The following is a 24,034-nucleotide window of genomic DNA, read 5'->3' on the forward strand; positions in this document are numbered from 1 at the left end:
CCCACCATCCCCAACGCGTCGGCCATGGAGCAGAGCAAGTACCACCTGGGCAATGGCCTGAGCCCACTGCTGAACGAGACCCGCTACGCGCCCACCGGCGACCAGGAATTCGACAGGGGGATTGCCACGCACAACGCGGGCAGCGGCTCAGGCTACGTGCAGACGTCCGGCGAGGCCTTCCACGCCTACAACGGCAACGCCAGCACCTGGCAGCCGTACGGCCGGGCACAGGGCAACTACGCCATCGCCGTGCAGGGCGTCGCGGTGTGCCCGGGCGGAGGCCTGAGTCCCATTGGCCGCGCCTTTGACATCCAGTCCACCTATACGCTCCCAGAGAATGAGGTGGATTCCATGGAGAAGAGCGTCCAGGACTTCTTCAGCATCCTGTAGCCCTCCGCGCTACACCCGGCGGGGCCGCCGTAGCGCAAAGGGACACATCCCCAGCGCAAGCAACGCTTTCGGAAACATCGTGGAAAACCACGTATTCCCTCCGAAACCAGCATCAATGGCAGACATGACGCAATCCCTGGCACGGGACCTGCTCTGAGGGGAGACCGACCTCTGGCCCTTCGCGCCGGAGGTCGGACCCCCATTCGTCCGTAAGGGATTGCCACATGCCCCAACACTCCTCGCGAGGCCTGTCTGGCCTCGTGCCGTCCTGGCTGCGCTCGCTGACCGTCTCCTCCTTCGCGCTCGGAGGGCTGCTCGCGGCCGCGCCGGCCCACGCCGCGGATCCGCAGGAGGTCCGCCCGAACATCGCCACCGTGCTCGACGTGGCGCTGGTGGACGGGGAGCTGACCGCGAGCATCCTGTGGACGGACCGGCAGGACGACCTGCCCCGCTCCGCGAAGCTCGTCTCCTATGACGGCAAGGACACCGCCAACGCGGGCGTGAACGTGACGCCCAAGGCGGGCGAAATCTCCCAGGTGAAGCTCTTCGGCGCGCTGGACAAGCCCTGGGAGACGGGCTGGGCGCAGAAGCTGGTGCTGGAGGATCCGCAGGGCCAGGCGCTGGCCACCCAGCCCTATGACGTGAACCTGGACTGCGCGACCGAAAAGGAGTGCAGCCTCACCGTGTCCAAGGGCGTCACGTCGGAGAAGGACGTCGTGCACGTGAGCAGCGAGCTGGACGCCGTCCTCACGGAGCTCGACGCGAAGTTTGGCCAGGGCGAGTACGACCTGGTGAAGGAGGTGTCCAAGGACTTCCCGCACCTGCGCGGCGAGGCCATGGTCTACGTCCAGCAGTGGTACTGGTGGTACCCCATCATCGGTCCGTGCGCCTGCGGCTGGACGACCACGACGACGCGCACGCCCACCACCACCCAGTCCATCCTCGTGTCGACCTCCGGCCGCAGCATCTACGGCTGGAACGGGCCGGGCGCGAAGCACACGCTGAGCGCCAACGCCATCCCCATGGGCCCGACCCTCAACCGGACGGTCACCGGCTCCAGCCAGCTGTCGCTGGGACTGCGGTGCTCGCGCCGCATCTACTTCTACTGGTGGGACTTCATCATCCACCGGCCGGGCGGGGTGTTCCCGGTACGCTTCCCCTTCCCTGTCAGCATTCCCTGCACCTCGCCGTGCCAGGCCCGCTTCGACCACATGGGCCGCGTCTCCGGCCGGACGACCATCAGCGGCGTGGCCACCGCGCGTGAAGCAGGGACCTGGCGCGTGAACGTCAACGCGCCGACCATCAACCAGGTCATCACCGGGAACAACGCCTTCGACGCGGACGCCATCGGCGTCTCGTTCTCGAACACCAGCGCCTCCAACACGGTCAGCACGTCGGGCCAGGTGACGATTCCCTCCACTTCCACCTTCGCGAGCGCCCTCGTCACCAACGGCTACGCCCAGGCCATCCACGGCCAGCTGACCTGCCCCCAGATTCCCGCGCTGCCGGGCAGGACCGTCTCGGATTACGGCACGACGCAGGGCACGTCCCACCAGATCAGCCTGATCTGGAGCATCTTGGACTTCGCGGCGGGCTTCTAGCCGCGCACGGCTGATCCGCGATGCATGACAACACCCCGGAGGCCGGCGCCGTGAAGGGGCTGGCGTCCGGGGTGCTTGTTTCCTTCCGCGCGCGGATGCGGCGGACGACTACTTGTCGGTCGCGTCCTCGATCTTGTCGCCGGCCTTCTCCGCGGCGTCGCCCGTGGCGTCGGCGGCGTCCTCGGCCGTGTCCTTCACCTTGTCGCCCGCCTGCTCCATGTCGTCCTTGGCGGACTCGCGGGTGTTGCGGTGGCAACCCGTACCCACGGACAGTGCACTCAGCGTCAAGGCCAGCAGCGTCAGCTTCTTCATGCAGTGTGACTCCTTCGCTTGAGGGGGTTGGCGGGATGCGACCCACCTGTTCCCCGTGCGCGGCGCAAGGTAGGCACTGTCCACCAACTGCCAAGGGGCCAGCCCCATGGGATGTCCGTTCAGGGGCGTTCGGGCCCCACTGATGGCTGTCGGAACACGCTGCTAGGGTGCGCCTTCACGAGGGGCTTGTGTTCCCGCCCCCGGAGGCCCACCCATCCATGTCGTCGTCCTTGCGGCCCTCGCGGCCCACCCTGCTGCTCGTCCTGGCGTTGACAGCCCTCTGGGGCTGTTCCTCCGACGAGCCGAAGCCCATCGAGCAGCTCTACTCCGACGTCCAGTTCGACCTCACCGTCCCGCCGGAGACGCCGGTCGACGCGGAGATCTTCCTCAAGGGTCCCACCGCCACGTTCGGCGGCACGGACGGCCGGGGCCTGGAGATGGTCTACCAGGGCGGCCGTCAGTTCAGCCTGAAGGCCCGGCTGCCCAAGGGCACCGCCTTCACCTACGCGGTGCGGATGACGGCGCCCACGCCCCAGGTGGCGCTGGATGCCCTGGGAGCACCGGAGGCGGACCACACACTCACCGTCCATGAGAACGAGGAGAGTGTCGCCCTCACGGTAGAGCGCTTCGGCGCTGAGGGGGGGCAGACAGGCGCGAGCACCGTGTTCATCGTCCAGGTCCCAGACATCACACCGGCTGGGGCCAAGGTGTGGCTGACGGGGAATCAGCCGGAACTGGGGAACTGGAATGGGGCAGGGGTGGGGCTCTACCAGGCCGTGGACAACGCCTACGCGGGCGCCGTCACCTTCGCGGCAGGCACGGGCCTGGAGTTCAAGATGACGCTGGGTTCGTGGAAGACAGTGGAGAAGAGCGACACGGGCGCGGAGGTGGACAACCACACCTTCACCACCAGTGGCGGCTTCGAGCGCGTGTCCATTGTGGTGGGCAGTTGGGCGAACGCCACGCCTCCTACGCTCACCGGCGACGTGCGCTATCTGCTCAGCGTCACGCCCACGGACCCGACGCTCAAGCCGCGCGACGTCATCATCTGGCTGCCGCCCGGCTACGAAGAGGACACCACGCGCCGCTACCCGGTGCTCTACATGCACGACGGCCAGAACCTGATGGACGTCAGCACCGCGTTCGCCGGCGAGTGGAACGTGGATGAGACGGCGCAGGCGCTGGTGGAGTCCGGTGCGGTGGAGCCGCTCATCATCGTGGGCATCTACAACGCAGGGGAGGACCGCCTCGCGGAGTACACGCCCGTGCCCTTCCCGCCGAAGTACCCGGACGCGGGCCGCGCGGATGTGTACGGCCAGTTCCTCATCCAGGAGCTGAAGCCGAGCATCGACGCGAAGTTCCGCACGAAGCCGGAGGCGGAGTTCACGGGGCTCGCGGGCTCGTCGCTGGGCGGGCTCGTCTCCATGTCGCTGGGGCTCAAGCACCCGGACGTCTTCACCCGCCTGGGCGTGGTGTCGCCGTCGGTGTGGTGGGCGGACCGGGAGATTGTCTCGCAGGTGAACGCGCTCACCACGAAGCCCGCGCTGCGCATCTGGGAGGACATCGGCACCAAGGAAGGCGACGGCGACGAGGCGGAGACGGTGGCGGATGCGCAGGCGCTGCGCGACGCGTTGGTGGCCAAGGGCTGGGTGCTGGACGACGACCTCAAGTACACGGTGGTGGATGGAGGCCAGCACAACGAGGCCGCGTGGAGCGCGCGCTTCGGTGACCTCCTGCGCTTCTTGTATCCCGTGAAGCAGTGACGAAGCCGCCGCCCCCCACCACCCCGGATGGACGCTACCTGGTGGTGGACGGGCGGCTGTGGCGCCGCTCCAATCCGGCGCTCGGGCCCCGGCAGCGAGAGCTGCTGGTGGCCGCGCTGATGCGGGCCCGAGCCGACGTGGGCCGGGCGAAGCGCGCGAAGGACGCAGCCCTGGAGCGCCGGGCGCGGAACCGCGTGCACCGCGCCAAGGTGGGCCTGGGAGAACGGGGCCCGCCGTGGTGGACGGACGGCACGCCGGACCTCAACCGGCGCCTCGTGCGGAACACGCCCTACGCCGCCTGGTTCCAGGACCTGCCCCAGTCCCCGTGAACCGGTTGTGACTTGAGCACCCACCTCCGGGTGTGGAACACGCCTTCTGTCTCAAAGCTGTAATCCCCCCAAGACAAGAAGGAAGTGTTGCATGCGTCACGCCTGGAATCGGCTGTGGTGGCTGGTGCCGTCGTTGCTCGTGGCGGCGTGTGGTCCGTCACAGGAGCCGGTGGTTTCGCCGGGAGCGCCCGCGGAGGTGGGCGCGAGCACGCAGTCCATCCTGTACCCGCCGCCCGTGCCCGCGAGCGGCAACATCGTGGACAGCACGGCGTACCTGGGTCCGGTGGGATTGAACGGCGCGGTGCAGACGCAGTTCACGACGAATCCGCAGTCTCTGTCCTTCAGCTTCAACGTGGCCGCGGGCGCGAGGGTGAGCCTGGAGGTCACGCACCTGGGCAGCAGCATGTACCTGGACACGGGCCTGTTCATCTACGGTCCGAAGAACGCCAGCGGCAGCTACGGCACCACGGTGCTCGCGCAGGACGACGACGCGGGCTACGGCCAGCTGTCCAAGGTGGCCAGCCTGACGCTGGCTCAGGGCGGCGAGTACCTGGCGGTGGTGAGCACCGGCACGGGCGCGGGCAAGAAGTTCCGCCTGGCGCTGGGCTGTCTCAACGGAGCCTGCGCGCAGGATGACCTGTTCACCGCATGCGACCTGGACGTGGCCACGCGCATCGAGGTGTGTGACGAGAGCGTGGTGGAGACGTAGCAGGTGACGCCGGCGCAGGCGCTGCCCCAGTGCACGGACGCGCAGGACGCGCACGACGCCTGGCTGTCGCAGTGCGCGGTGTCCTCCGGACAGAAGCCCTGGTGCGCCAACGGCGAGGCGGCCTTCACGTCGCGGATGTGGCCGGTGTGCAAGGACTTCTACCGGCGCTACTACGGCGCGGGCCCGCTGCCGCTCACGGAGCTGGAGGACAACGACGCCATCAACGAGGCCCGGGCGGACGGCCACGCGCGGTGCAAGGCCGGCGAGAACTCCTGCGACGAGTTCCTCTGGACGTTCAACGTACCCTCCGTGGCGGACACGCAGCCCACGCAGCTGGACTGGGTGGTGGAGGGAGCGTTCGCCACGCTGCCGGAGCTGTCGTCCAACCAGCGCGTGCAGTTCACGCGGCAGCCGGACCTGACGTACGCGGACTTCGCGAGCCGCATCGCGTGGGCCTTCCCGGAGCTGGGCCAGGTGCTGCCGCAGGAGCTGGGCAACGGCACGGAGGTGCCGGTGGTGGCGCACCTCTACGACGACCCGTTGGTGGCCGCGGGCGCGCACGACTTCCACAACCTCTACATCGTGTACTTCCCCGTGTCGCACCGCACCGCGGTGTTCTGGCTCATCCAGCACGAGTACTGAGCGGGGAGGCCACCGCGGGAGTGAGGCGCCCAAGAAGGCCCCAGCAGTCCGTCACTCCATCCCGCGACCCCAAATCCTCCGCGAGGACGCGCGCCTCGCGGAGCGCCGCGGTGGGCCACAACGGGAACTCAAGCGGACGCCAAGGCGGGCCCACGAGCAGAGGCGCCCGCCCGGGCACGGTGGCCTCAAAACCTGTCCGACTGTCGGACAGGTCCGCACTGCATGAAGCCGGGGCCGCACGCCTCGCGGAGCACGGCGGCAGCCGCGACGTCGTGCGTGCGCGGGCACCAGAATGAGGGCACGGACAGAGGCGCCCGCCCGGGGCCGGTTCCCTCAAAACCTGTCCGACTGTCGGACAGGTTTTCGCCGCCTGGGGCCCACGAACTTGTCCGACTGTCGGACAGGTTTTCGCCCCATGCGACCCGGGGGCGCGCTGGCCCGGCAATCGACGCGGAGGGGGCCCGCACGTCCATGTCAGACCCCTGTGGTTGGATGGCGATGCTGGGACGAGGAGGGGGAATGGGGATGGGACGGGGAGGACTCGTGGCTTATGTGGAGGCGCAAATCGAGCGCGATATCGCGCTGGGGAGGCTGCACCCGAGCGGGCAATTCGGCTCCGAAGCGAAGCTGGCGCGCCGCTATGACGTGTGCCGGGGCACCCTCCGCGAGGCGCTGCGGCGGCTGGCGGCGCGGGGCCTGGTGGTGCAACACCCCGGGCGCAAGACGCGCGCGGTGGCGCTGGACGAGTCGCTGACATTGGAGAACCTGGGCCTGGCGCTGCATGACGCGAGCAACCCGGACGCCCGGTGGCTGCTGGAGGGCTACTTCAGCCTCAAGCGGCAGGTGCTGGTGGAACTGCTGGCCGATTGCTGCGCGAGGGCTTCGGACCTCGACCTGGACCGGCTGGGGAGCACGTGCTTCCAGTTGCAGGACGCGGCGCGCTGGGAGTCGGGTGCAACCTGCGCCCAGGTGGAGTTCGAGTTGCTGCGGCAGGCGGCCCGGGTGGCGGCGCGGCCGGGGCACGTGCTCCTCGTTCAGTCCCTGCAGCGGGCATTCCTGGGAGGCGCAGCCCAACTGCTGCCGCTCATGGGTGGTGAGGCGCTGCGCGAGTGGGTCCTCCGCGTGACAGCGATTCTGCACGAGCGCGACGTGCAGGCACTTCAGAACGAGCTGCCGGCACTACTGAAGGCTTGCGATGAGCTCGTGCTGAATGCTTTCGCTCCCGCCTCCACGAAGCCTGTGTCTCCAGAGGCCCCGCGCACCCAGGAGTGGCCCCTCGGCGCCACCGTGCAGGACAAGGCACCCGCGGCGCGTCCCTGCGTGGAGGAGCATGGAATTGGCCGCAGCGAATCAGCCGCCGAGCAGCATGAGTCGCTCGAGGCCCTCCCTGGCGTCGAGAGACGTGGCCTCAGCCGCCTCTCACCGACTGTCCCGCGGGACGATTCGCTGGAGGTCCCCCCTCCCTGCGTGGGCGCCCCTGACCACCTTGCACAAGACGTCGAGGACACCGAAGCGCTCGCGGTTCCAGCCCGCCCCCAGGTGGCGGCTCTTGCCGTGAAGCCGGACAACAGGACGCTGCCGTCTCCTACCACCTTGGTGTTCGCTCCGTGCGAGCTCGACCTGGCGTGCGCCGACGAGGACGTGACGAGTGCGGGCTCGGGAAACCAGTCCGACTGTCGGACAGGTTCGAGCGCTTCGTCACCGGAAGAGGGCATCCAGCCTGAGCCTCCACACTCCGACCGCGGTGAGCAGACACGCGTGACGGCGCACACGGTGAGCGGACTACTTCAGGCCATCCAGGGTCTCCTGGTCCGGTGGGCTGCGCGCCTCTGGCGCTTGCCCATTCCACGACCTTCACCTGTTTCGTGAGTGGCGACAGCCCGGCGTGTCCGCACTCGCCCATGGCGCTCCGCATACCCTCCGCTGACGGGTAGCGACCGCGATTCTGGGCAACCTGCCTGGAAGGCGTACCGCACGCGGCAGTACGGCAGGTGCTTCGCGAGCAGGGCCTGGGAGAGCGAGGCCCGCCGTGGTGGACGGACGGCACGCCGGACCTCAACCGGCGCCTCGTGCGGAACACGCCCTACGCCACCTGGTTCCAGGACCTGTGAGCCGCCCGAACTCCTTCAAGCGAATATTAAAATGGATCGTCGTAACACCCAGGCCTCATCCCCATTGCTCTGAGGTCTGGACATGCCCGTGGTTCATGGAGCTTCACGGCTCGCGTTGTGCCTGCTGCTCACGTTCGTCCTCGCCTGCGGCTCCACCACCGAACCGGACCCGTCCCCAGGAGGCGGCGGCGACAACGACAAGGTCGCCGCCCTCACCCTTTCGCCAAATGGGGCGACGCTGCTGGTGGGCGAATCGCTGACCCTGTCCGCCCTGGCGGTCGACGCCGCCGGGGAGGCGCTCGAGGACGTCCAGGTGGAGTGGTCCGCTGTTCCGTCCGGCGCCGTCACGGTGACCGGCGGCCGGCTGGAGGGCGTGGCCCCTGGCGGAGCGCTCATCACGGCCAGGGCAGGGTCCGCGAGCGCGACCCTGACCGTGGTCGTGATGCCCTACGACGACTCCAGTCCTTCGAGCGCGGAGGTGCTGACGGCCGCGCATGAGGCCGGGCTCATCAACGACGAGGAGCTGCTGGCCTACCGTGTGTACGCGGCGTTCAGCGATCCCCGGCTGCCCATCCAGTACAAGGCCCGGGTCGATCCGGGGTTCGATGCCACCTCGCTCGAGGAACTGCATCAGCGCTTCAACTCGCTCTCCCAGCCCATGCAGGCGGCGCTCGGGATGTACCTGCTGCGCCCGGCGGACCCAGGGAGCTGGCTCAACGCGCCCACGCCCGACGCCCGGTTGAGCAGCATGGCGGATCCGCGCTGCCGCCCCTTCTCCGGTGGCTGGGCCTACGTCAAGAATCCCTCCTCCTCGAAGGTCCGTGTCTGGTACCGGGTCAACTTCCCGAACCAGCGAGCCCAGGCCTCGATGCTCGACGAGGCCATCGCGAAGGACATCTGGCCCAAGCTGATGGCGCTGGGACTCAAGGAGCCACTCACCGACCAGGACGTGGTCTGCAACGGGGAAGGCCCCCAGCTCGACATCTACCTGGTCCTCAACATGGCCGACCGCGGCGTGACGATCCCCGAAGGCTGGGAGACCACGCAGGCCGCTACCTACATCCTGCTGGATGCCGATGCCGACGACGCCTCCCTCAAGGGGGCGGTGACGCACGAACTGATGCACGCCATCCAGTGGTCCTACAAGACGAAGGGGCGGCAGGGCGACTATGGGTGGATCCGCGATGCGACCGCGAACTGGGCCATCGACCATGTGTATCCAACGCTCCTGGTGGGGTCGGGCCAGCAGCAGCAGTACGAACACATGTTCGCCGGCTGTTTCATGAACTCCCCGGCCCTGTCGCTGGACAGCCAGGCTCAGGGCAACTGCACGACCAGCGCGGCGAAAGGCGCCGGGCGCGACTACGGCGCCTACCTGTTCTTCCAGTACGTGGCGAAGAAGTATGGGCCGGCGGTCGTGACGGCCGCGCTGGCGAAGCTGACCACGGAGACCTCCAGCCTCACCGCGGTGGACTCCGTCCTCCCCGGCGGATTCGAGAAGGTCTGGCCGGAGTTCGGGAAGACCCTCTGGAACGGGCCCCCCAGCAAGACCCGGGCGGAGTCCTTCAAGCAGTGGGACAACCTCGATGAGAACGTGAAGCACGGTGAGCTCAACGCCGACCTGTCGGGCTGGCCCGAGGCCTCGGACAACATTCACGACGAGCTGAGCAACCTGGCCAACCGCTACTACCGCATCACGTTCAGCGATCCGGGCACCCGCTCCGTGCTCTTCTACAACGGGTGGTTCAAGAACATCACCGACGCGAAGGACCCCGTGAAGGTGTTCGCGCTCTGGAAGGACGAGGCCGGGGCGTGGCACGACGAGGACTGGAGCGAATACGAGTACGTGGGCTTCTGCCGCGACATGAAGTCCCAGCGGGTCCAGGAGCTCGTCGTCATCGTCAGCAACGCGAAGTTCGAGCCCGGCGGCGGCGGGCGCCTGACGGCGGCGGAGATGCCCTACCTCAAGCGCAACAACGTGGGCTGCTGGAGGTTCAAGGGCACCACGAGGTCCGTCCTGAAGGGGAAGACCTGGTCGTCGGGCCGGAAGCTCATCGACACGAACGTGGAGCTCCAGGTGCTGGGCGGCTTCGAGGACCCGGACTTCGAGCACCCGCTCATCCCTCACACGAAGCGGCTGGGAGGCTCCATCCTCATGCAGCCCGCCGGCGACTTCACGCTCGACGTCGACTACGTGTCCGGAGGGTGCAGGTACACGCACGGGCCCACTCCGTACCCGCTGCTCGCCGGGGGCGGGATCCTGATGCTGAACCCCTTCGATGAATTGACGTCACCGGATCCCGACACCCAGGACTGGCTGTCACATCCCTCGCGCTCCTACACGTCGGCGCTCGCCGATCCGACCCTCGTGCACCTCACCGTCAGCGGTGGCCCCGACTGCCGTGGACCCGAGCTGGACCTTCCCGGGAACATCCTCTTCACCGATGCGGGGGGAGCCAAGCCGGTGGTGCTGCCCTCGGGAGAGATGTCCGGGCAGTACGTCGACTCGGACACCACCTACTCCTGGATATTGCAGCCGCAGCGCCAACCCTAGAAGGCGTAGCGCACGCGGCAGTACGGCAGGTGCTTCGCGAGCAGGGCCTGGAACTCCGCCACGTGGCGGCCCTTGAATCCGGTGCGGTAGCGCACGTTGACGCCGCCGCCCTGGGACACCTTCGTCTCCTGGATTTCGGGCCGCCACAGCAGCTCCTCCGCCTTCGGGTGCCAGCCCAGGTTCACCTCGTGCAGGCCCGCGTTGTGCGTGAGGAAGATGATCTCACACGCGAGCTGCTGCTTCGCCCGCTCGCCGATGCCGGCGTCCACCTGCTGGAACAGCTCCACGTAGGCGTCCTGCCAGCCCTCGTGGAGGATGACGGGGGAGAAGTTGAGGTGCACCTCGTAGCCGGCGGCCACGAAGTCGTCGATGGCGGCGATGCGCTCCGCGATGGGGCTGGTGCGCACGTCCAGCAGCTTCGCCGGGGCGTGCGGCATCAGGCTGAAGCGGATGCGCGTCCTGCCCTTCGGCTCGTAGGTGAGCAGCTCGCGGTTCACCAGCTTGGTGGCGAAGCTGGCCTTGGCGTTGGGCAGCGTGGTGAACAGCCGCACCAGGTCCCGCACGTTGTCGCTGATGGCCGCGTCCGCGGCGCAGTCGCTGTTGCACCCGATGTCATAGACCCACGCGTGGGGATCCACCGTGTTGGGCTCCAGCTTGGGCCCGCGCTTGTGCGCGTGCTTGCGGATGGCCTCCTGGATGCGGTCGATGTTCACGAACACCGTGACCGGGTTCGCGTAGCCCTTGTTGCGTGGCACGTAGCAGTACGCGCACGCCATCACGCAGCCGTTCGCCGTGGAGGGCGCGATGAAGTCCGAGCTGCGGTCATTGGCGATGAAGGACAGCGTCTTCTTCACACCCAGCACCAGGGTGCTGCCCTTGATGCGGTTCCAGGCCTCCACGTTGCCTTCGTTGCCGAAGAGGCCGGGGATGTGCTGGTGCGCGGCCACCTCCACCCGCTCCGCGTCCGGGTAGCGCGCGAGAATCTCCAGGCCGCGCGCATGCTCCCGCACGGCGGGCTCCAGGTAGATGCGCGACACCTTCAGCAGCCGGTCGAGCGGGCCGGGGCCCGTCGGGACGGCGGCCGGGCGCGGGGCGGGTTCCGGGAGGAAGAGGTCCAGGTTCGTCACCCGGCGGATGTAACCGCGTTTCGTCTCCCATGCACCCGCGGTGGCCCACCCTGACGCCGGGCGGGCCACCGGGCAGGGGCCTGCTGTCAGCGCTCGGACGGAGCCGCGGGGCCCGTGGAGGCGGGAGCCGGCGCGTCCAGTTGCTTCCACAGGGCCTCGGGCAGCGGGGTCCGTTTCTCCAGCGCCGCCGCGACGCTCGCGGTGGGCGCATAGACGCGGTGGTTGTTCACGCGGAAGTCGCTGTCCGTCACGACGGAGATGACCGCGACGCGGCCCAGGTCGTCGATTGGCGGCCCGTCCGCCCGGAACGCGACCCGGTCCACGAGCAGCACCTCCGCGGCGCCCGGCGGCGTCACCCAGACGGAGTAGCGCTTCGCGAGCAGGTCCACGTTCATGCGGAAGTGGTACGTCTGGTTGCGCACGTACGGCACCCGGCGGATCCACGAGTAGCCCGCGCCGTTGCGCACCTGGAAGATGCCGTCCTCGCTCATGCGCAGCGCCATGTTCAGCCGGTTGAAGGCTGTCACCTCCGTGGAGCTGTCCGTCCAGCCCACCACGCCGCCGCCCAGGTTGTCCGCCAGCGGGGTGAGGTCGAACTCCACGATGCGCGTGCCCGTGTTGGTGGTGCCCAGCAGGTGCTGGCTCCGCGGCAGGTCCAGCTTCGAGTACCAGGGGTAGTTGGGGCGCGGGTTGAAGCGCAGCAGCGCCTCCAGGAAGTAGTAGTCGCCGTAGATGAGGCTGACGTTGATCTCCTGCCCCGCCGGGTAGTTGCCCACGCCGTGCAGCAGCAGGCCCGGGCTGTTGGTGCCCTGCGCCAGGTACGCGGGCGACGCCAGCGAGTCGAGCATGGCCAGCGCGGCGTTGCGGTAGGTGGTGCGCCGCGTGGCGTCCGTCTCCAGGGTGCTCAGCTCCAGCAGGGCAGACGCGACGGCGGCCGCGGCGGAGGAGTCCTTGGACTGGCTGGGCGCGTTGAAGTCCCAGTTGGGCACGCGGTCCGCGGGCAGGTTCGCCAGGTAGTAGTCCGTCACCCGGCGGGCCGCGGTGAGGAAGCGAGCGTCCTGCGTGTAGCGGTACACCATCGTATAGCCATAGATGAGCCACGCCTGCCCACGCGCCCAGGTGGAGCTGGCGGAGTAGCCCTGGAAGGTGCCTCGCGAACGGATGGTGCCGTTGTTGTTGTAGTCCACGTAGTGGAACGAGCTGCCATTGGGGCGCACCGCGTCCTGGAGCGTCCGGAGCGCGTGGTTCACCGCCATGGTGCGCCACACCGCGGGGCCGCCGTTCTGGGCGCCCCAGAGCAGCAGCTCGATGTCCATCATCGTGTCGGTGACGAGCGGGATGTTCCAGTTCGGGTTCCAATCACAACAGTCGATGATGCCCACGGTGCTGTTGTAGCGCGTGGCCAGCGACGCGGCGGAGGTGAGCAGCACGTCGCGGTAGTAGGGATTGCCGGTGAGCCGCCAGGCGTTGCCGTAGCTGTTGTACATCTTGAAGCCCAGGTCGTGCGTCTCCGTGTTGGTCTTCTGGACCTCCAGGGGGCGCGTCCACATGTCCGCGCGGTCGCGCCAGTAGGGCTCGTTGGCGACCTGGAACATGAACCACATGCTCCCGGGGAAGAAGCCCTGCGTCCACGCGATCTTGTCCGTGTTGGCCACCGTGGTCCATGTCCCGTTGGACAGGGATGCCTTGGGCGAGCGGTTCACGTTGGGCATCTCCAGGACCGTGTCCGCGAGCTGCGCCCGGGCGAACGTGAACACGCGCACCGCGTCCGCATCCGTGAAGGCATTCGCCACCGGAGCCACCAGCAGCGCCACCATCCACCACAGCTTCACTCCCGGCTTTCTCAATCCCATACACCCTCCCCTGCATGCCCGGCGCGGAAGGTGCCCGCCCCTGTCCTCGCGGACCAGTGGCCGCGAGGACGCAGGCTGCCCGCCCCCCCGGCCTCGCTGGAGGGATGGGATGTGCCCTACCCGACCCGGGGCGCGGCTCCCGTGAACACGGGCTGCGAGTAGCCCGCGGGCTTGTCCCCCACCGCGGTGTTGCCGTGCAGGTTCAGCTGGTAGGGATTGGAGAACATGCCGTGGGGGAACGGCACGGGCGGTGCGCTGGCCTCGTCCAGCTGGCGGCGCAGCTCGGCGGGGATGCTGAAGTCCAGCGCGGCGAGGTTGCCGTCCAGCTGCTTGGGGTTCGTCGCGCCGATGATGACCGAGCCCACCCCGGGCTGCGTGGCCACCCAGTTCAGCGCCACCTGGGACATGTCCCGGCCCAGCTCCTTGGACACCTGCTCCAGCGTGGAGACGATGCGCCAGTTGCGGTCCGTGAACAGGCCCAGCTGGTGGCCGCCCACCGCGGAGTTGAGGCGGCCCTCGCCCTGGGCGCCGGCCTCGCTCGGCCGGTACTTGCCAGAGAGCAGCCCCGCACCCAGCGGGCTCCAGGTGGTGATGCCCATGCCCAGCGTCTGGGCCAGCGGCACGTATTCGTGCTCCAGGCTGCGCTCCACCAGCGAGTACTGGAGCTGCAGGTTGATGAGCGGCGTGAGCGCGTGCGCCTCCGCCCAGGTCTGCGCGCGCGCCGCGTACCAGGACGGCACGTCGGACAGGCCCGCGTAGCGGATCTTCCCCGCGCGCACCAGATCATCGAACGTGCGGACCACCTCCTCCGCCGGGGTGAGGCGATCCCAGGTGTGCAGCAGGAACAGGTCGATGTAGTCCGTGCGCAGCCGCTTCAGGGAAGCCTCCACCGCGCGCAGCATGTTCTTGCGGCTGTTGCCGCCCGCGTTCGGGTCTCCCGGCCGGGTGGCGTTGTACGTGTACTTGGTGGCGAGCACGACGCGGTCCCGGTCGCCGCGCTCCTCCAGGAACTTCCCGATGAGCGTCTCGCTGCTGCCGTGCGTGTACAGGTCGGCGGTGTCCACGAAGTTGCCGCCCGCGTCCAGGTAGCGGTTGAACAGCGTCCGGGACACGTCCTCCGTGGAGCCCCAGGGGCCGCCGTAGGTGCCCTCCTTCCCGAACGTCATCGTGCCCAGCGACAGCGGGCTGACGCGCAGCCCCGAACGGCCCAGCAGGTAGTAGCGATCCATCGGCATGGTGTGACTCCCTTCCAGCGGCTTATTTGGACTGAATAATCCAGATAAAAACATGCGAAGACGGCGCGGGGGCTTCCCGCGACGGGAAAACAGCGGAGCGGGTTACTGGGCCCTGAGGCCCGCCATCGCGAAGTCCACGACGTCGCGCAGGGCTTCCGGCGGAGTGCCGGCCTTGGCGCTCAGGCGCAGCCCGCCGATGGTGGCCAGGAGGAAGCTGGCGGCGACACCCGGGTCCACCCTGGGATTGAGCTCCCCCTTGCGCTGGGCATCCTTCACCACGCGCTCCAGCGCGCCCTGGCCCAGGGCGCCCCCGGTCTTGAGCAGCGTGGCGACCTCCGCGTCCACGTGCGCCAGCTCCGCGGTGGCGTTCACGAAGAGGCAACCCCGGGCGCGCACCTTCTGGGTGCCGTTGGGGATGGAGAGGAGGTACTCGCGGATGGCGCCCAGGGGCGACGGGTGCGAGCGCAGGCACTCCACCAGGTTGGAGCTGTACTCCGCCTGGTAGGCGCGCAGGGCGTCCAGGTAGAGGCCGTGCTTGTCCCCGAAGGTGTCGTACATGCTCTGCCGGCCGATGCCCATGGCGCGCAGCAGGTCGTCCGTGGAGGTGGCCTCATAGCCCTGCTCCCAGAAGACCTGCATCGCCCGGCGCACCGCCTCGTCCCGGTCGAACTCTTTCGTGCGTGCCATGCCCCCTACGTAATGATTCTGGACTGACCTGTCAAAACAATCGGTCCGGGGGCTTTGGGCGCCTAGAAGCCGGGCGGGCGCTCGCCGGCGACGCCGGAGGCACGCTCCAGGGCGATGCCCACGCGGCCCAGGGTGCCCTCGTCGAAGAGCTGGCCGATGAGTGTCACGCCGTGCGGGACGCGGCGCGGGGTGGTGAAGGTGGGCACGGGGCGATTGGGGTCCGGGGCCCAGTCGCTGCGGGCCTTGGACACCTCCACGAAGCCGGTGCGCAGCGTGAGCGACGGGTGGCCCGTGTGGTTGGTGATGGTGAGGGCTTCGTCGCGCAGCGAGGGCACGAGCAACACGTCCACCTGCGACAAGATGCGCGCCAGCTCCTGGGCCACCTTGCGGCGCAGCCGGTCCGCCTGGACGAAGTCCACCGCGGACAGGAAGCGGGACTGGCGGAAGAGGTTGGGCCACGCGTCGGGCGTCTGCATCTTCAGCGCGTCCACGCCGTGGGTGAGCGTGAGCTCCTCGAAGGCGGCGGCGGCCTCCGCGAAGAGGATGACGTTGAGGGCGGAGTACGGCCAGTCGGGGAACTGTACCTCCACCGGCGTCAGGCCCAGCCCCTTGAGCGTCTCCAGCGCCGCGCGGTCCACGTCCGTGGCGGGGTTCTCCTTCATCCACGCGGGCACGTAGCCCACGCGCAGGCCCTTCACGGGCGCGTTCGCGTCGAAGTCCAGCTTCGCGGACACGCTCGCCACGTCGCCCGCGTCCGCGCCGTTGAGCGCGGCGAGCACCAGCAGCGAGTCCTCCACTCCGCGCGTCATGGGCCCCAGCTTGTCCAGCGACCAGCACAGCGTCATCGCGCCCGTGCGCGGCACGCGGCCGTAGGTGGGGCGCAGGCCGGTGATGCCGCAGCGCATGGACGGCGACACGATGCTGCCGCCCGTCTCGCTGCCCAGGGAGAAGCCCACGAGCCCCGCCGCCGTCGCCGCGCCCGGCCCCGCGCTGCTGCCGGAGGAGCCTTCCTCCAACAGCCACGGGTTCTTCGTCTCGCCGCCGAACCAGATGTCGTTGAGCGCGAGCGCACCCAGGCTGAGCTTCGCAACCAGCACGGCGCCCGCGCGGTGCAGCCGCTCCACCACCGCGGCGTCCGTGGTGGGGACGCGGTCGCGGAACGGCTCGGCGCCGTAGGTGGTGCGGATGCCCGCGGTGTCCACCAGGTCCTTCGCTCCCCAGGGGATGCCGTGCAGCGGGCCCTTGTAGCGGCCCGCGGCGATGTCCTTGTCCGCCTGCCGGGCCTGCTGGAGCGCCAGCTCCTCCGTCAGCGTGATGACGCACTGGAGCTTGGGGTCATGGCGCTTCAGCCGGGCGAGGTAGAGCTGCGTGAGCCGCTCCGACGTGATGGCTCGCGATTGCACCCAGCGCGACAGCTGCGTGAGCGGCGCGAAGGCGATGTCCTCCTCCTTCGCGGGCAGCGGCACCTTCGCGTCGCGGCTGCGCACGAAGCGCTCCTTCGCGGGCGCGGTGGGCTTGAGCCCCGGCAGCGACGGGTTCCACTGCGAGGCGGGCGACAGCGTGGGCTCCAGCTCCAGCTTGCGCGGGCCGGTGCGGCGCTCGTGCAGCGGGGCCAGGGACACGCGCCAGTTGCCGGCGGCCTGGGTGCGCTCGGCGGGCGTGAGCTGCACCTGCATCAGCTTTTCGGCCTCCGCGAAGGTGGTGGGGCTCACCTCCGGCCCCACCGTGGGGCCCGCGCCGAAGGTGGGCGGCGCTCCGGCCGGCGGGGCGGACGTGCCCGCGTCCGGCGCCGCGGAGACTGCGGTGCTCGCGAGTCCAATCACGGTGTGGGTCAGGAACTGCCGACGCGAGCTGCTCATGGCGCGACCTCACGGATGAAACGAAGGGGGCGCCAGTGTGCCACCGCCTACGAGCGATGCACGTCGCGGAAGGCGAGCATGTCCCCCAGCCGCTGCTCCTTCGCGTCATCGAACCCGCACGAGGCGTCCCATGTGGCCGGGTTCTCGTAGGTGCCGAACAACATGTCCCAGATGGGCAGGTCGCCGTAGTTGTTCTTGTGCTTGCCGTACTCGTGGTGGATGCGGTGCATCTCCGGCCGCTGGAAGAACCAGCCCACCCAGCGCGGGGTGCGGATGTTGGTGTGGTAGAAGTATTCGCCCAGCGCGCAGCAGGCCGTGTAGATGGCGCCCGCCGCCGGACTCAACCCCAGCACCGTGTAGACGAGCAGTCCGCCAATGAGGCTGTTGGCCGTCATCTCCAGCGGGTGCTTGTAGAAGCTGGTGATGACCTCCAGCCGCTGCGGGCTGTGATGGATTTGATGGAAGAACCGCCAGAGCACATCGCTCTCGTGCCGCGCGCGGTGCCACCAGTAGAAAACGAACGTGGCGATGAGGTAGGCCAGCACCCCGCCCACCACCGGATTCACATGCCGGGACAGGTGGAAGACCGAGTGCGCGGAGAACCACCGGTCCCAGGTGTAGCCGCCCAGCACCACCACGCCCACCTGCGCCAGGTTGATGAGCACCACCCTCAGGTGCCAGCCGCGCACGCGGGGCAGCTTCCACCCCAGGGACAGCTGTTCAATGAGAAAGCAGAAACCGGCGATGAGGACGAGCCAGGGCAGCATGGGAATCCTTCCGTGATTTCGGACTGCCCCTCATACGAATGATGTCCCCGGATATGTCTTTCGTTCCAGCGGACATTGTCACCTGGGAGGAATGGGACGGAAGGAACGGGGGCTGGCATCCTGCTGGCCATGGCTCGGAACAGCACCCTGACGGCGCGGTTGGGTTACATCGACACGCAGGCCACCTTCGTGCAGGCGGCGCTGCTGGCGGCGCACGGGGCCGGGGCTCGCGCGGGCGGCTTCCGCGTGTCGGACGTGCGCTTCTACTTCCTGCTGTTCACCAATTGGGTCGAGCACGACGTCACCCGGCCCTCGCAGGACATCGACCTGACGCAGGTGCGGCGGACGCTGGAGCGGCTGGTGCGCGGGGGCCACGCGGAGTCGAGCACCAGCGCGCCCGTGAAGGGGCTGCCCCGGGGCCGCCGGTATGTGCTCACTGGAGAGGGATTGTGCTCGCTGGCGGAGGGGCTGGCCGGACGGGAGCGTGCGCCGCTGGAGGAGGCTCTGTTCGTGGTCTGCTTCGCGGCGAGCTACCGCGACGCGGTGCTGTCGCGCGTGGAGGGTCGGGCCCGGGCGCTGTCCCCGGCGGTACGAAGGCGCGTGGAGCGGGCGTTGGATCCGCTGCGGCTCGTGAAGGAGGCGCAGCGCACGGCGGCGGCGGTGCTCGCGGACCTGGAGGAGCGGGTGGAGGCGGGCTTGCGCTACGAGGAGCAGTCACGCAAGGCCATGGCCCGCGCGGAGCCCGTGGCGGATGTGGTGCGCGCGCTGGAGGCAGCGGGTTCGTACCAGTTGCACCGGGTGCGGCCGTTGGGCGAGGTGCTGCTCGCGCTGCCGGAGGACCTGCGCCAGTTCGAATTGACGGAAGGCATGGGCCTGCGCTCGCGGCTGCTCTTCGCGCCCCTGGCGGAGCGGGCACGGGCGGAGCATGCGGTGCTGGCGCGACTGGAGGCGCGGCTCACCCCCGGCAAGGGGCCGGGGTGAGCCACGGGGCAAGGCCTACCGCAGCGCCCGGGTGAGGCGGGAGCCCAGGGCCAGCGCGAGGCCGTCTTCGACCAGGCCCGCGGCCACGTTCGGCACGCGCAGCTTCTGCGTCAGGAGGCGGCGGAAGCCATAGAAGACATAGCTGGAGGCGAAGGCGGCGGCGGCGCCGACGAGGGCGAAGCCAATCCGCGCTCCCTTGCGCTTGCGTGACACCGCGGCGCCAGTGATGGCCCCGGAGAGGATGCGGCCCGTCAGGACCGGCAAGGCGGTGCGCGCTGGCGTCCTGGGGTTCTTGTCCCCCACCAGCTCACCGAGCGCCATGAGGCCCAGGCGCTGGGACACCTTCTTCGACGTGAGGCCTGGCAGGGCCCGCTTCAACGCGCGCGTCGGCTTGCGCGACAGCTCGCGAGCCAGGAACGCGGGCGCCGTCATGCTGCGCATCCCGGCGAGGACGCCGAAGCCCGCAGCGGTCCAGATTTCATTGTTCGTACGCATGGATTCCAACCCCCAGCTGGGTGGTGAAAACTGGAGGGTGGGGGCGCGGCGCCCGTCTGGCCACGGCCCGGCGAGCGGGCACTCAGGCGGCCGGCGGCGTGGACGGTTTGGGCGAGCGCAACATCCAGCCCGCGAGCAGCGCGCCCAGCGCGGCCACCAGCGTTCCGCAGTTCTCATACACGTGCATGGGGAGCACGCCCACCCCGAGGCCCAACACGCCCAGCCCCAGGAAACCGCGCCGGGCCAGGGTGCGCGCCCACGCCTTCGTCGCGAGGGCGGTGGAGAAGGAATAGAGGACCGCTGCGCCAACGACCTGCACCCAGGGCACCAGGGGCCGCATGGGCCACCACGCCACCTTCTCCAGCCTGTCGAAGAAGCCGTCCCCGCCTCCTGGGAGCGCCAGGCCGGATTCTCCCGCCAGTTGCTCAGCGGTGGCCCCGAACATGTGCCGCATGTCATCCGCCAGGAAGAAGTAGATGGCTTGAATCAGGGTCGCCACGACCAGCACCGTGAGCATCCAGCCCTTGGGCGCGGGCGGCACGGAGGGCTCGGTGTGCTTGCGGAGCGCCTCCAGGTGCTCCGGGGCGACCTCCAGCGGATGCGGATAGGACATGGCCAGCAACGCCTGCGTCGCGGCGGCGCTGACGGGCGTGCCCTGCTCGTCCAACAACTGCTTCACGCCCTCCTTCGCCAGCAGCGCGTGCAACGCGGGCGCGAGCGTCGCCGGGTCCTCCGTCTGGCCCCACCGGGCGATGATGGCGTTGAGGTACCCGGCCTTCAGGGCACGCGAGGAGCCCTCCGTCCTCAAGGCCTCCTCGAACAGGGGCACCAGCTCATCGACGTGCGGAGTGGCGGGGGACGGCTGTAGCTGCGTGCTCATACCGCGAGTCTATGCCGCGCCGGGGACACCCACGTCCAGCCGCCGCTTCAGGTCGCGCAGTCGTCCCCGGACCTCGCGGGTCAGGGTCCACTTCAGGAGCGGCGTGAGCCAGCCGAAGGGCCGCCGCAATTCAAAGGCATACGTGAAGGTGACGCGCGTGACGCCAGGGGCGTCCTCGTCGAACCGCCACGAGCCCGCGAAGCTTTCGAACAGGCTCGGGCCCCGCGTCATCTTCACCGCCGTGACGGCGGGCGGCTGGAAGGACACGTACTCCGTCTCCATTCCCAGCCCGTGCCACGACACGCACCAGGCCTTCACGCCGGGCCCGGCTTGTGTCGCGCCGTCCATCAGCACCGCCTCACGCAGGAACGTGTCCCAGACGAGCCGCTGCCCGTAGTCCTGCGTGTACGCGAAGACGCGCTCGCGCGGACAGGTGATGCGGATGGACTCGGTGAACCTCATCCTTCCGTGTTGCGAAGGAAGTCCGCCACCTGGGCGAAGCGGTCATCCAGGAAGCTTCGCAGGCCGCCGGTGATGCCGCGCTTGTCCATGGCCTTCTGCATGCACCGCAGCCACGCGTCCCGCATCGCCGTGTCCACCGGCAGGTGGCCGTGGCGCATGCGCAGCCGGGGGTGGCCGTGCGTCGCGCTGTAGTGCTGCGGCCCGCCCAGCCAGCCCACCAGGAACATGCCGAAGCGCTGGCGCGTGCCGCGGTTCACCTTGCCCTCGGCGTCCAGCTCATGGATGGCGGCGAGCGCGGGCTCCTCCGCGTCCATCACGTCGTAGAAGGCCTCCGCCAGCGCGTGGACGGGCTCCTCGCCGCCCATGCGGGTGAAGGGGGTGTCGTCCAGCGTGGGGACCCAGCCGTCCGACGGTGGGGGCTTCAATTCCATGCTCATGGCTTCCTCATGCCGCCCAGCGCTTTGGCCGGCGCTGGAGGCTCTTCAATCCCAATCCTTCACAGAACGCCTTGAAGCGCGCTTCCGGCACGCCCTTCCACTCCAGGTCCGTGAGCGACGCCGTGCCCGGCAGCGGCGCGTCCTCCACCAGCGTGGCCAGCGTGCGGTACAGCCGCGCGTCCTCGCGGTGCGCCTTCAGCGTCGCCGCCAGCTTGTCCGCGCCCCGCACCTTCACCGTCCACTCCGCCGCGTTGTCCGGGATGGACTCCAGATGTCCATACGCCTGGAGCACCGCCGCCGCGCCCTTCGCCCCGAAGCCCGGCAGCCCCGGGATGCCGTCCGCGTCGTCGCCCATCAGCGCCAGCAGGTCCGGGACGCTCTCCGGCGCCACGCCCAGCTTCGCCTTCACCCCGTCCGCGTCCACCACCTTCTGCTGCCGCCGGTCCACCTGCACCACGCGCTGGCCGCGCACGCACTGGCCCAGGTCCTTGTCCGGCGTGAGCAGCCGCACCTGCTCCACCTCGCCCGCCCAGCGCGCCGCCCCGGTGGCCAGCGCGTCGTCCGCCTCCTGGTCCTTCATGGACCAGACGCGCACGCCCAGCGCTGAGACGGCCTCCTCCACCAGGTCGAACTGCGCGCGCAGCTCCGGCGGCACGCCCTCGTCTCCCTTGTAACCAGCGAACAGCGCGTTGCGGAACGAGCGGATGGGATTGTCGAACGCGACCGCGACGTGCGTCACGGCCTCCTGCTCGTCGTGCAAGAGGGCGAGCAGGGAGTCCATCACACCGGCCGTGGCCTTCACGTCCCGTCCGTCCGGCGCGGTGGTGCCCGGCCGGGGCGAGAAGTGGGCCCGGTACAGCTCATACGTGCCGTCCACGAGGTGCAGGCGCATGTTCCCCCTCTAGCGTCCCTCCCGCCGCACGGCCAGCAGCCCGTGCGTGCCGTGGCCTGTGCGCCTCGTTCCCTACACGACGCCTGTCAACCCCCTTGGCCAGCGTGCCTGGTGGGGACAGGTCGCCGATGCCGACTGGCCGGGCACCGCCCATTTTTCAAACCAACTCCCTCTGGGCCGCGCCGGAGCGTCCCAGCATTTCCACCGGCATGAGGTGATCCATGCGCCCGAAGCTGTTCGCCGCCGCCCTGCTCTCCATCGCGGCCCTTGGCTGTGCAGGCAAGCAGGTGATTGCTACGTCCACCCATCAGCAGCGCGTGCAGGCGGAAGCCGCGCTGCGCTCGGCGGAGAACTCCCAGGCGCCGAACGTGCCCGAGGCCGCCCGGCATCTGCAGTTCGCGCGTCAGCAGATCGCCGACGGTGAGCGGCTGATTCAGGAGGGTGAGCAGGAGGCCGCGGAGCTGCGGTTCCGTCAGGCGGCCGCGGACGCGGACCTGGCGTCGGCGCTGGCCCGCGCGGTGCCCCTGAAGAACGAGGCGCGGCGGGCTTCCGAGCAGGCCGAGTCCCTCCGCCGCGGTCAGTGAGTCCCCCACCTCTAGCCTTGTGAGGAGTGAGTCATGCAGCGTTGGAAACTTGGATGGTTGGCGGTCGCGGGAGTCACGGCGCTCTCGGTGGGGTGTGCGCACGGTCCTCCGCCCAGTGAGTTGACCGCAGCGCGCCAGGCGTACCGCGACGTGTCCACGAGCCCCGAGGGCCGCGAGCGCCCCGCGGACGTGGCGGCGGCCCGGGCGGCCCTGCAGGAGGCGGAGAACGAGTACGTGGAGAGCAAGGGCTCGGTGACGACGCGCTCGCTGGCGTACGTGGCCCTGCGCAAGGCGGAGATCGCCTCTGCGCGCGGCGAGGCGGACCTGGCCGCGCAGCAGCGAGCCCAGGCGGAGGCGTCCCTGCGTGAGCAGCAGGAAGCGCGCGCGCAGCACCTCACGCGCCAGCAGGAGGAGGAGCGCGCGAGGTACGAAGCCCAGCGCCAGCAGTATGAGCAGCAGCGCCAGCAGTTCGAAGCCCAGCGTCAGCAACTGGATGCCCAGCGCCAGGCGGAGGCGGATCGCCTGCGCGCGGCGGATGCGCAGCAGCGTCAGCAGATGGAAGCGGAGATGCAGCGGCGCATGGAGCAGCAGCAGTCGGAGGCGCAGCGGCTGGCCGAGCTGAACCAGAAGCTCCAGCAGCGCACGCAGGAGTTGGAGCAGGAGCGGCAGGCGCGGCTCCAGGCGGAGCAGCGCGCGTCGCAGGCGCTGACGCGGCTTCAGGACGAGAACGTGAAGGTGCGGGAGGAGGCGCGCGGCACGGTGGTGACGTTGTCGGGCAGCGTGCTGTTCGCGACGAACGCGACGGAGCTGTTGCCCGCGGCGCGCGACCGGCTGTCGGAGGTGGCGACGGCGCTGAAGGAGTCGAAGAACCCGTTGCTCATCGAAGGCCACACGGACTCGCGAGGCACGGAGGACTACAACGACCAGCTGTCGGAGCGCCGAGCGGAGAGCGTGCGGAACTTCCTGGTGAACCAGGGCGTCCCGCAGGACCGCATCCAGGTCCGAGGCATGGGTGAGAACCGGCCGGTGGCGTCGAACGGCACGGCGGAGGGCCGCGCGAACAACCGCCGCGTGGAGATCGTGGTGGAGCGCAACGTGGCCGGAGCGCAGCCGTCGCGAAGCGGCGGCGTGGGAGGCAGCGGAGCGCAGCAGCCGCCCCAGGGCGACCAGGACCAGGGCCAGAACGCGCAGCCGGGAGGCACTGGCGGAAGTGGCACGGATGCGAAGCCGCACGGCGCGGGCGTCGACCACCAGAGCCCGCAGCCCGAGCAGGGCACGGGCGGTGGGGGTGCGCAGCAGCAGGTGCCCCAGCAGCCCATGGACCATGGGCAGTAACGGTGTGAAGTAGAGGGTTGAATCTGGGG

Annotated in this window: 23 protein-coding genes; 11 read left to right on the plus strand and 12 right to left on the minus strand. The window is 69.4% G+C overall.

Annotation, left to right across the window (positions count from 1 at the left end; genetic code table 11):
• Together D7Y21_RS41880 and D7Y21_RS24050 are read left to right on the plus strand one after the other, a co-directional pair.
• On the plus strand, nt 1–390 hold a 390-nt coding region (locus D7Y21_RS41880; RefSeq protein WP_158627342.1), incomplete at its 5' end, for a hypothetical protein.
• A gap of 224 nt (nt 391–614) precedes the next feature.
• Nucleotides 615–1,991 (plus strand): hypothetical protein, encoded by a 1,377-nt coding sequence (locus D7Y21_RS24050; RefSeq protein WP_121715944.1) that lies wholly within the window; start codon nt 615–617, stop codon nt 1,989–1,991.
• A gap of 108 nt (nt 1,992–2,099) precedes the next feature.
• Here the strand turns inward: D7Y21_RS24050 and D7Y21_RS24055 are convergent, their stop codons facing one another.
• Nucleotides 2,100–2,303, minus strand: a complete 204-nt coding sequence (locus D7Y21_RS24055; RefSeq protein WP_120568379.1) for a YtxH domain-containing protein — start codon at nt 2,301–2,303, stop codon at nt 2,100–2,102.
• Between the two features lie 218 nt (nt 2,304–2,521).
• Between D7Y21_RS24055 and D7Y21_RS24060 the strand changes: the two genes are divergently transcribed.
• The 6 genes from D7Y21_RS24060 to D7Y21_RS24080 all read left to right on the plus strand — a co-directional run bounded on the left by D7Y21_RS24060 (nt 2,522) and on the right by D7Y21_RS24080 (nt 10,411).
• Nucleotides 2,522–4,066 carry an alpha/beta hydrolase-fold protein gene (locus D7Y21_RS24060; protein ID WP_121715947.1) on the plus strand — a complete coding sequence of 515 codons (1,545 nt, stop codon included), beginning with the start codon at nt 2,522–2,524 and terminating at the stop codon, nt 4,064–4,066.
• Complete coding sequence (locus tag D7Y21_RS24065) at nt 4,063–4,395, plus strand: hypothetical protein (RefSeq protein WP_120568381.1); 333 nt, start codon at nt 4,063–4,065, stop codon at nt 4,393–4,395. Before D7Y21_RS24060 ends, D7Y21_RS24065 begins: the two co-directional genes overlap by 4 nt.
• A 91-nt stretch (nt 4,396–4,486) precedes the next feature.
• The gene (locus tag D7Y21_RS42925) at nt 4,487–5,104 is read left to right on the plus strand and encodes a hypothetical protein (RefSeq protein ID WP_233612259.1); all 618 of its coding nucleotides are present in this window, start codon (nt 4,487–4,489) and stop codon (nt 5,102–5,104) included.
• Between the two features lie 3 nt (nt 5,105–5,107).
• Nucleotides 5,108–5,746: a hypothetical protein gene (locus D7Y21_RS42930; RefSeq protein WP_233612260.1), complete on the plus strand. Its 639-nt coding sequence runs from the start codon at nt 5,108–5,110 to the stop codon at nt 5,744–5,746.
• A gap of 519 nt (nt 5,747–6,265) precedes the next feature.
• A complete protein-coding gene (locus D7Y21_RS24075; RefSeq protein ID WP_121715949.1) occupies nt 6,266–7,615 on the plus strand; it encodes a GntR family transcriptional regulator in 1,350 nt (449 codons plus the stop codon).
• 324 nt (nt 7,616–7,939) lie between these two features.
• Entirely contained in the window at nt 7,940–10,411 is a 2,472-nt protein-coding gene (locus D7Y21_RS24080; protein ID WP_147469360.1) for a hypothetical protein, read from the plus strand.
• Here the strand turns inward: D7Y21_RS24080 and D7Y21_RS24085 are convergent.
• The 6 genes from D7Y21_RS24085 to D7Y21_RS24110 all read right to left on the minus strand — a co-directional run bounded on the left by D7Y21_RS24085 (nt 10,408) and on the right by D7Y21_RS24110 (nt 17,939).
• A complete protein-coding gene (locus tag D7Y21_RS24085; protein WP_199735482.1) occupies nt 10,408–11,538 on the minus strand; it encodes a spore photoproduct lyase family protein in 1,131 nt (376 codons plus the stop codon). The genes D7Y21_RS24080 and D7Y21_RS24085 overlap by 4 nt on opposite strands.
• Nucleotides 11,539–11,624: 86 nt before the next feature.
• Nucleotides 11,625–13,370 carry a glycoside hydrolase family 88 protein gene (locus D7Y21_RS24090; RefSeq protein WP_233591749.1) on the minus strand — a complete coding sequence of 582 codons (1,746 nt, stop codon included), beginning with the start codon at nt 13,368–13,370 and terminating at the stop codon, nt 11,625–11,627.
• Nucleotides 13,371–13,507: 137 nt separating this feature from the next.
• Entirely contained in the window at nt 13,508–14,626 is a 1,119-nt protein-coding gene (locus D7Y21_RS24095) for an aldo/keto reductase (RefSeq protein WP_121715953.1), read from the minus strand.
• A gap of 102 nt (nt 14,627–14,728) precedes the next feature.
• Nucleotides 14,729–15,313, minus strand: a complete 585-nt coding sequence (locus tag D7Y21_RS24100) for a TetR/AcrR family transcriptional regulator (protein ID WP_120565286.1) — start codon at nt 15,311–15,313, stop codon at nt 14,729–14,731.
• 62 nt (nt 15,314–15,375) lie between these two features.
• Nucleotides 15,376–17,172, minus strand: coding sequence for an amidase (locus D7Y21_RS24105; protein ID WP_121715955.1), 1,797 nt, complete (start codon nt 17,170–17,172; stop codon nt 15,376–15,378).
• A 47-nt stretch (nt 17,173–17,219) separates the two neighbouring features.
• On the minus strand, nt 17,220–17,939 hold the full coding sequence (locus D7Y21_RS24110; protein WP_120565288.1) for a sterol desaturase family protein: 720 nt from the start codon (nt 17,937–17,939) through the stop codon (nt 17,220–17,222).
• Between the two features lie 129 nt (nt 17,940–18,068).
• On the opposite strand from D7Y21_RS24110, the gene D7Y21_RS24115 reads away from it, so the two are divergent.
• Nucleotides 18,069–18,920, plus strand: coding sequence for a hypothetical protein (locus tag D7Y21_RS24115; RefSeq protein WP_121715957.1), 852 nt, complete (start codon nt 18,069–18,071; stop codon nt 18,918–18,920).
• A 15-nt stretch (nt 18,921–18,935) separates the two neighbouring features.
• Here the strand turns inward: D7Y21_RS24115 and D7Y21_RS24120 are convergent, their stop codons facing one another.
• The 5 genes from D7Y21_RS24120 to D7Y21_RS24140 all read right to left on the minus strand — a co-directional run bounded on the left by D7Y21_RS24120 (nt 18,936) and on the right by D7Y21_RS24140 (nt 22,086).
• A complete protein-coding gene (locus D7Y21_RS24120) occupies nt 18,936–19,415 on the minus strand; it encodes a DUF4126 family protein (protein WP_120565290.1) in 480 nt (159 codons plus the stop codon).
• Nucleotides 19,416–19,497: 82 nt separating this feature from the next.
• Nucleotides 19,498–20,295, minus strand: a complete 798-nt coding sequence (locus tag D7Y21_RS24125) for a hypothetical protein (RefSeq protein ID WP_121715959.1) — start codon at nt 20,293–20,295, stop codon at nt 19,498–19,500.
• Nucleotides 20,296–20,304: 9 nt separating this feature from the next.
• Nucleotides 20,305–20,757: a type II toxin-antitoxin system RatA family toxin gene (locus D7Y21_RS24130; protein ID WP_121715961.1), complete on the minus strand. Its 453-nt coding sequence runs from the start codon at nt 20,755–20,757 to the stop codon at nt 20,305–20,307.
• On the minus strand, nt 20,754–21,194 hold the full coding sequence (locus tag D7Y21_RS24135; protein WP_120565293.1) for a group II truncated hemoglobin: 441 nt from the start codon (nt 21,192–21,194) through the stop codon (nt 20,754–20,756). Before D7Y21_RS24135 ends, D7Y21_RS24130 begins: the two co-directional genes overlap by 4 nt.
• A gap of 7 nt (nt 21,195–21,201) precedes the next feature.
• On the minus strand, nt 21,202–22,086 hold the full coding sequence (locus tag D7Y21_RS24140; RefSeq protein WP_121715963.1) for a 5'-3' exonuclease H3TH domain-containing protein: 885 nt from the start codon (nt 22,084–22,086) through the stop codon (nt 21,202–21,204).
• A gap of 221 nt (nt 22,087–22,307) precedes the next feature.
• Between D7Y21_RS24140 and D7Y21_RS24145 the strand changes: the two genes are divergently transcribed.
• Both D7Y21_RS24145 and D7Y21_RS24150 read left to right on the plus strand, forming a co-directional pair.
• Nucleotides 22,308–22,670: a DUF4398 domain-containing protein gene (locus D7Y21_RS24145; protein WP_120565295.1), complete on the plus strand. Its 363-nt coding sequence runs from the start codon at nt 22,308–22,310 to the stop codon at nt 22,668–22,670.
• Nucleotides 22,671–22,703: 33 nt separating this feature from the next.
• The gene (locus D7Y21_RS24150; protein ID WP_120565296.1) at nt 22,704–24,005 is read left to right on the plus strand and encodes an OmpA family protein; all 1,302 of its coding nucleotides are present in this window, start codon (nt 22,704–22,706) and stop codon (nt 24,003–24,005) included.
• Nucleotides 24,006–24,034 lie beyond the last annotated feature (29 nt).

The organism is Corallococcus sp. AB045 (assembly GCF_003668895.1).
Classification (GTDB): domain Bacteria; phylum Myxococcota; class Myxococcia; order Myxococcales; family Myxococcaceae; genus Corallococcus; species Corallococcus coralloides.

Bases quoted from the DNA above. Each gene is read 5' to 3' on its own strand.
- D7Y21_RS24060 (WP_121715947.1), top strand. From the start codon at position 2,522: ATGTCGTCGTCCTTGCGGCCCTCGCGGCCCACCCTGCTGCTCGTCCTG.
- D7Y21_RS24145 (WP_120565295.1), top strand. From the start codon at position 22,308: ATGCGCCCGAAGCTGTTCGCCGCCGCCCTGCTCTCCATCGCGGCCCTT.
- D7Y21_RS24130 (WP_121715961.1), bottom strand. From the start codon at position 20,757: ATGAGGTTCACCGAGTCCATCCGCATCACCTGTCCGCGCGAGCGCGTC.
- D7Y21_RS24050 (WP_121715944.1), top strand. From the start codon at position 615: ATGCCCCAACACTCCTCGCGAGGCCTGTCTGGCCTCGTGCCGTCCTGG.
- D7Y21_RS24135 (WP_120565293.1), bottom strand. From the start codon at position 21,194: ATGAGCATGGAATTGAAGCCCCCACCGTCGGACGGCTGGGTCCCCACG.
- D7Y21_RS24075 (WP_121715949.1), top strand. From the start codon at position 6,266: ATGGGGATGGGACGGGGAGGACTCGTGGCTTATGTGGAGGCGCAAATC.
- D7Y21_RS24100 (WP_120565286.1), bottom strand. From the start codon at position 15,313: ATGGCACGCACGAAAGAGTTCGACCGGGACGAGGCGGTGCGCCGGGCG.
- D7Y21_RS42925 (WP_233612259.1), top strand. From the start codon at position 4,487: ATGCGTCACGCCTGGAATCGGCTGTGGTGGCTGGTGCCGTCGTTGCTC.
- D7Y21_RS24110 (WP_120565288.1), bottom strand. From the start codon at position 17,939: ATGCTGCCCTGGCTCGTCCTCATCGCCGGTTTCTGCTTTCTCATTGAA.
- D7Y21_RS24150 (WP_120565296.1), top strand. From the start codon at position 22,704: ATGCAGCGTTGGAAACTTGGATGGTTGGCGGTCGCGGGAGTCACGGCG.
- D7Y21_RS24125 (WP_121715959.1), bottom strand. From the start codon at position 20,295: ATGAGCACGCAGCTACAGCCGTCCCCCGCCACTCCGCACGTCGATGAG.
- D7Y21_RS24055 (WP_120568379.1), bottom strand. From the start codon at position 2,303: ATGAAGAAGCTGACGCTGCTGGCCTTGACGCTGAGTGCACTGTCCGTG.
- D7Y21_RS24120 (WP_120565290.1), bottom strand. From the start codon at position 19,415: ATGCGTACGAACAATGAAATCTGGACCGCTGCGGGCTTCGGCGTCCTC.
- D7Y21_RS24080 (WP_147469360.1), top strand. From the start codon at position 7,940: ATGCCCGTGGTTCATGGAGCTTCACGGCTCGCGTTGTGCCTGCTGCTC.
- D7Y21_RS24105 (WP_121715955.1), bottom strand. From the start codon at position 17,172: ATGAGCAGCTCGCGTCGGCAGTTCCTGACCCACACCGTGATTGGACTC.
- D7Y21_RS24115 (WP_121715957.1), top strand. From the start codon at position 18,069: ATGGCTCGGAACAGCACCCTGACGGCGCGGTTGGGTTACATCGACACG.
- D7Y21_RS24095 (WP_121715953.1), bottom strand. From the start codon at position 14,626: ATGCCGATGGATCGCTACTACCTGCTGGGCCGTTCGGGGCTGCGCGTC.
- D7Y21_RS24140 (WP_121715963.1), bottom strand. From the start codon at position 22,086: ATGCGCCTGCACCTCGTGGACGGCACGTATGAGCTGTACCGGGCCCAC.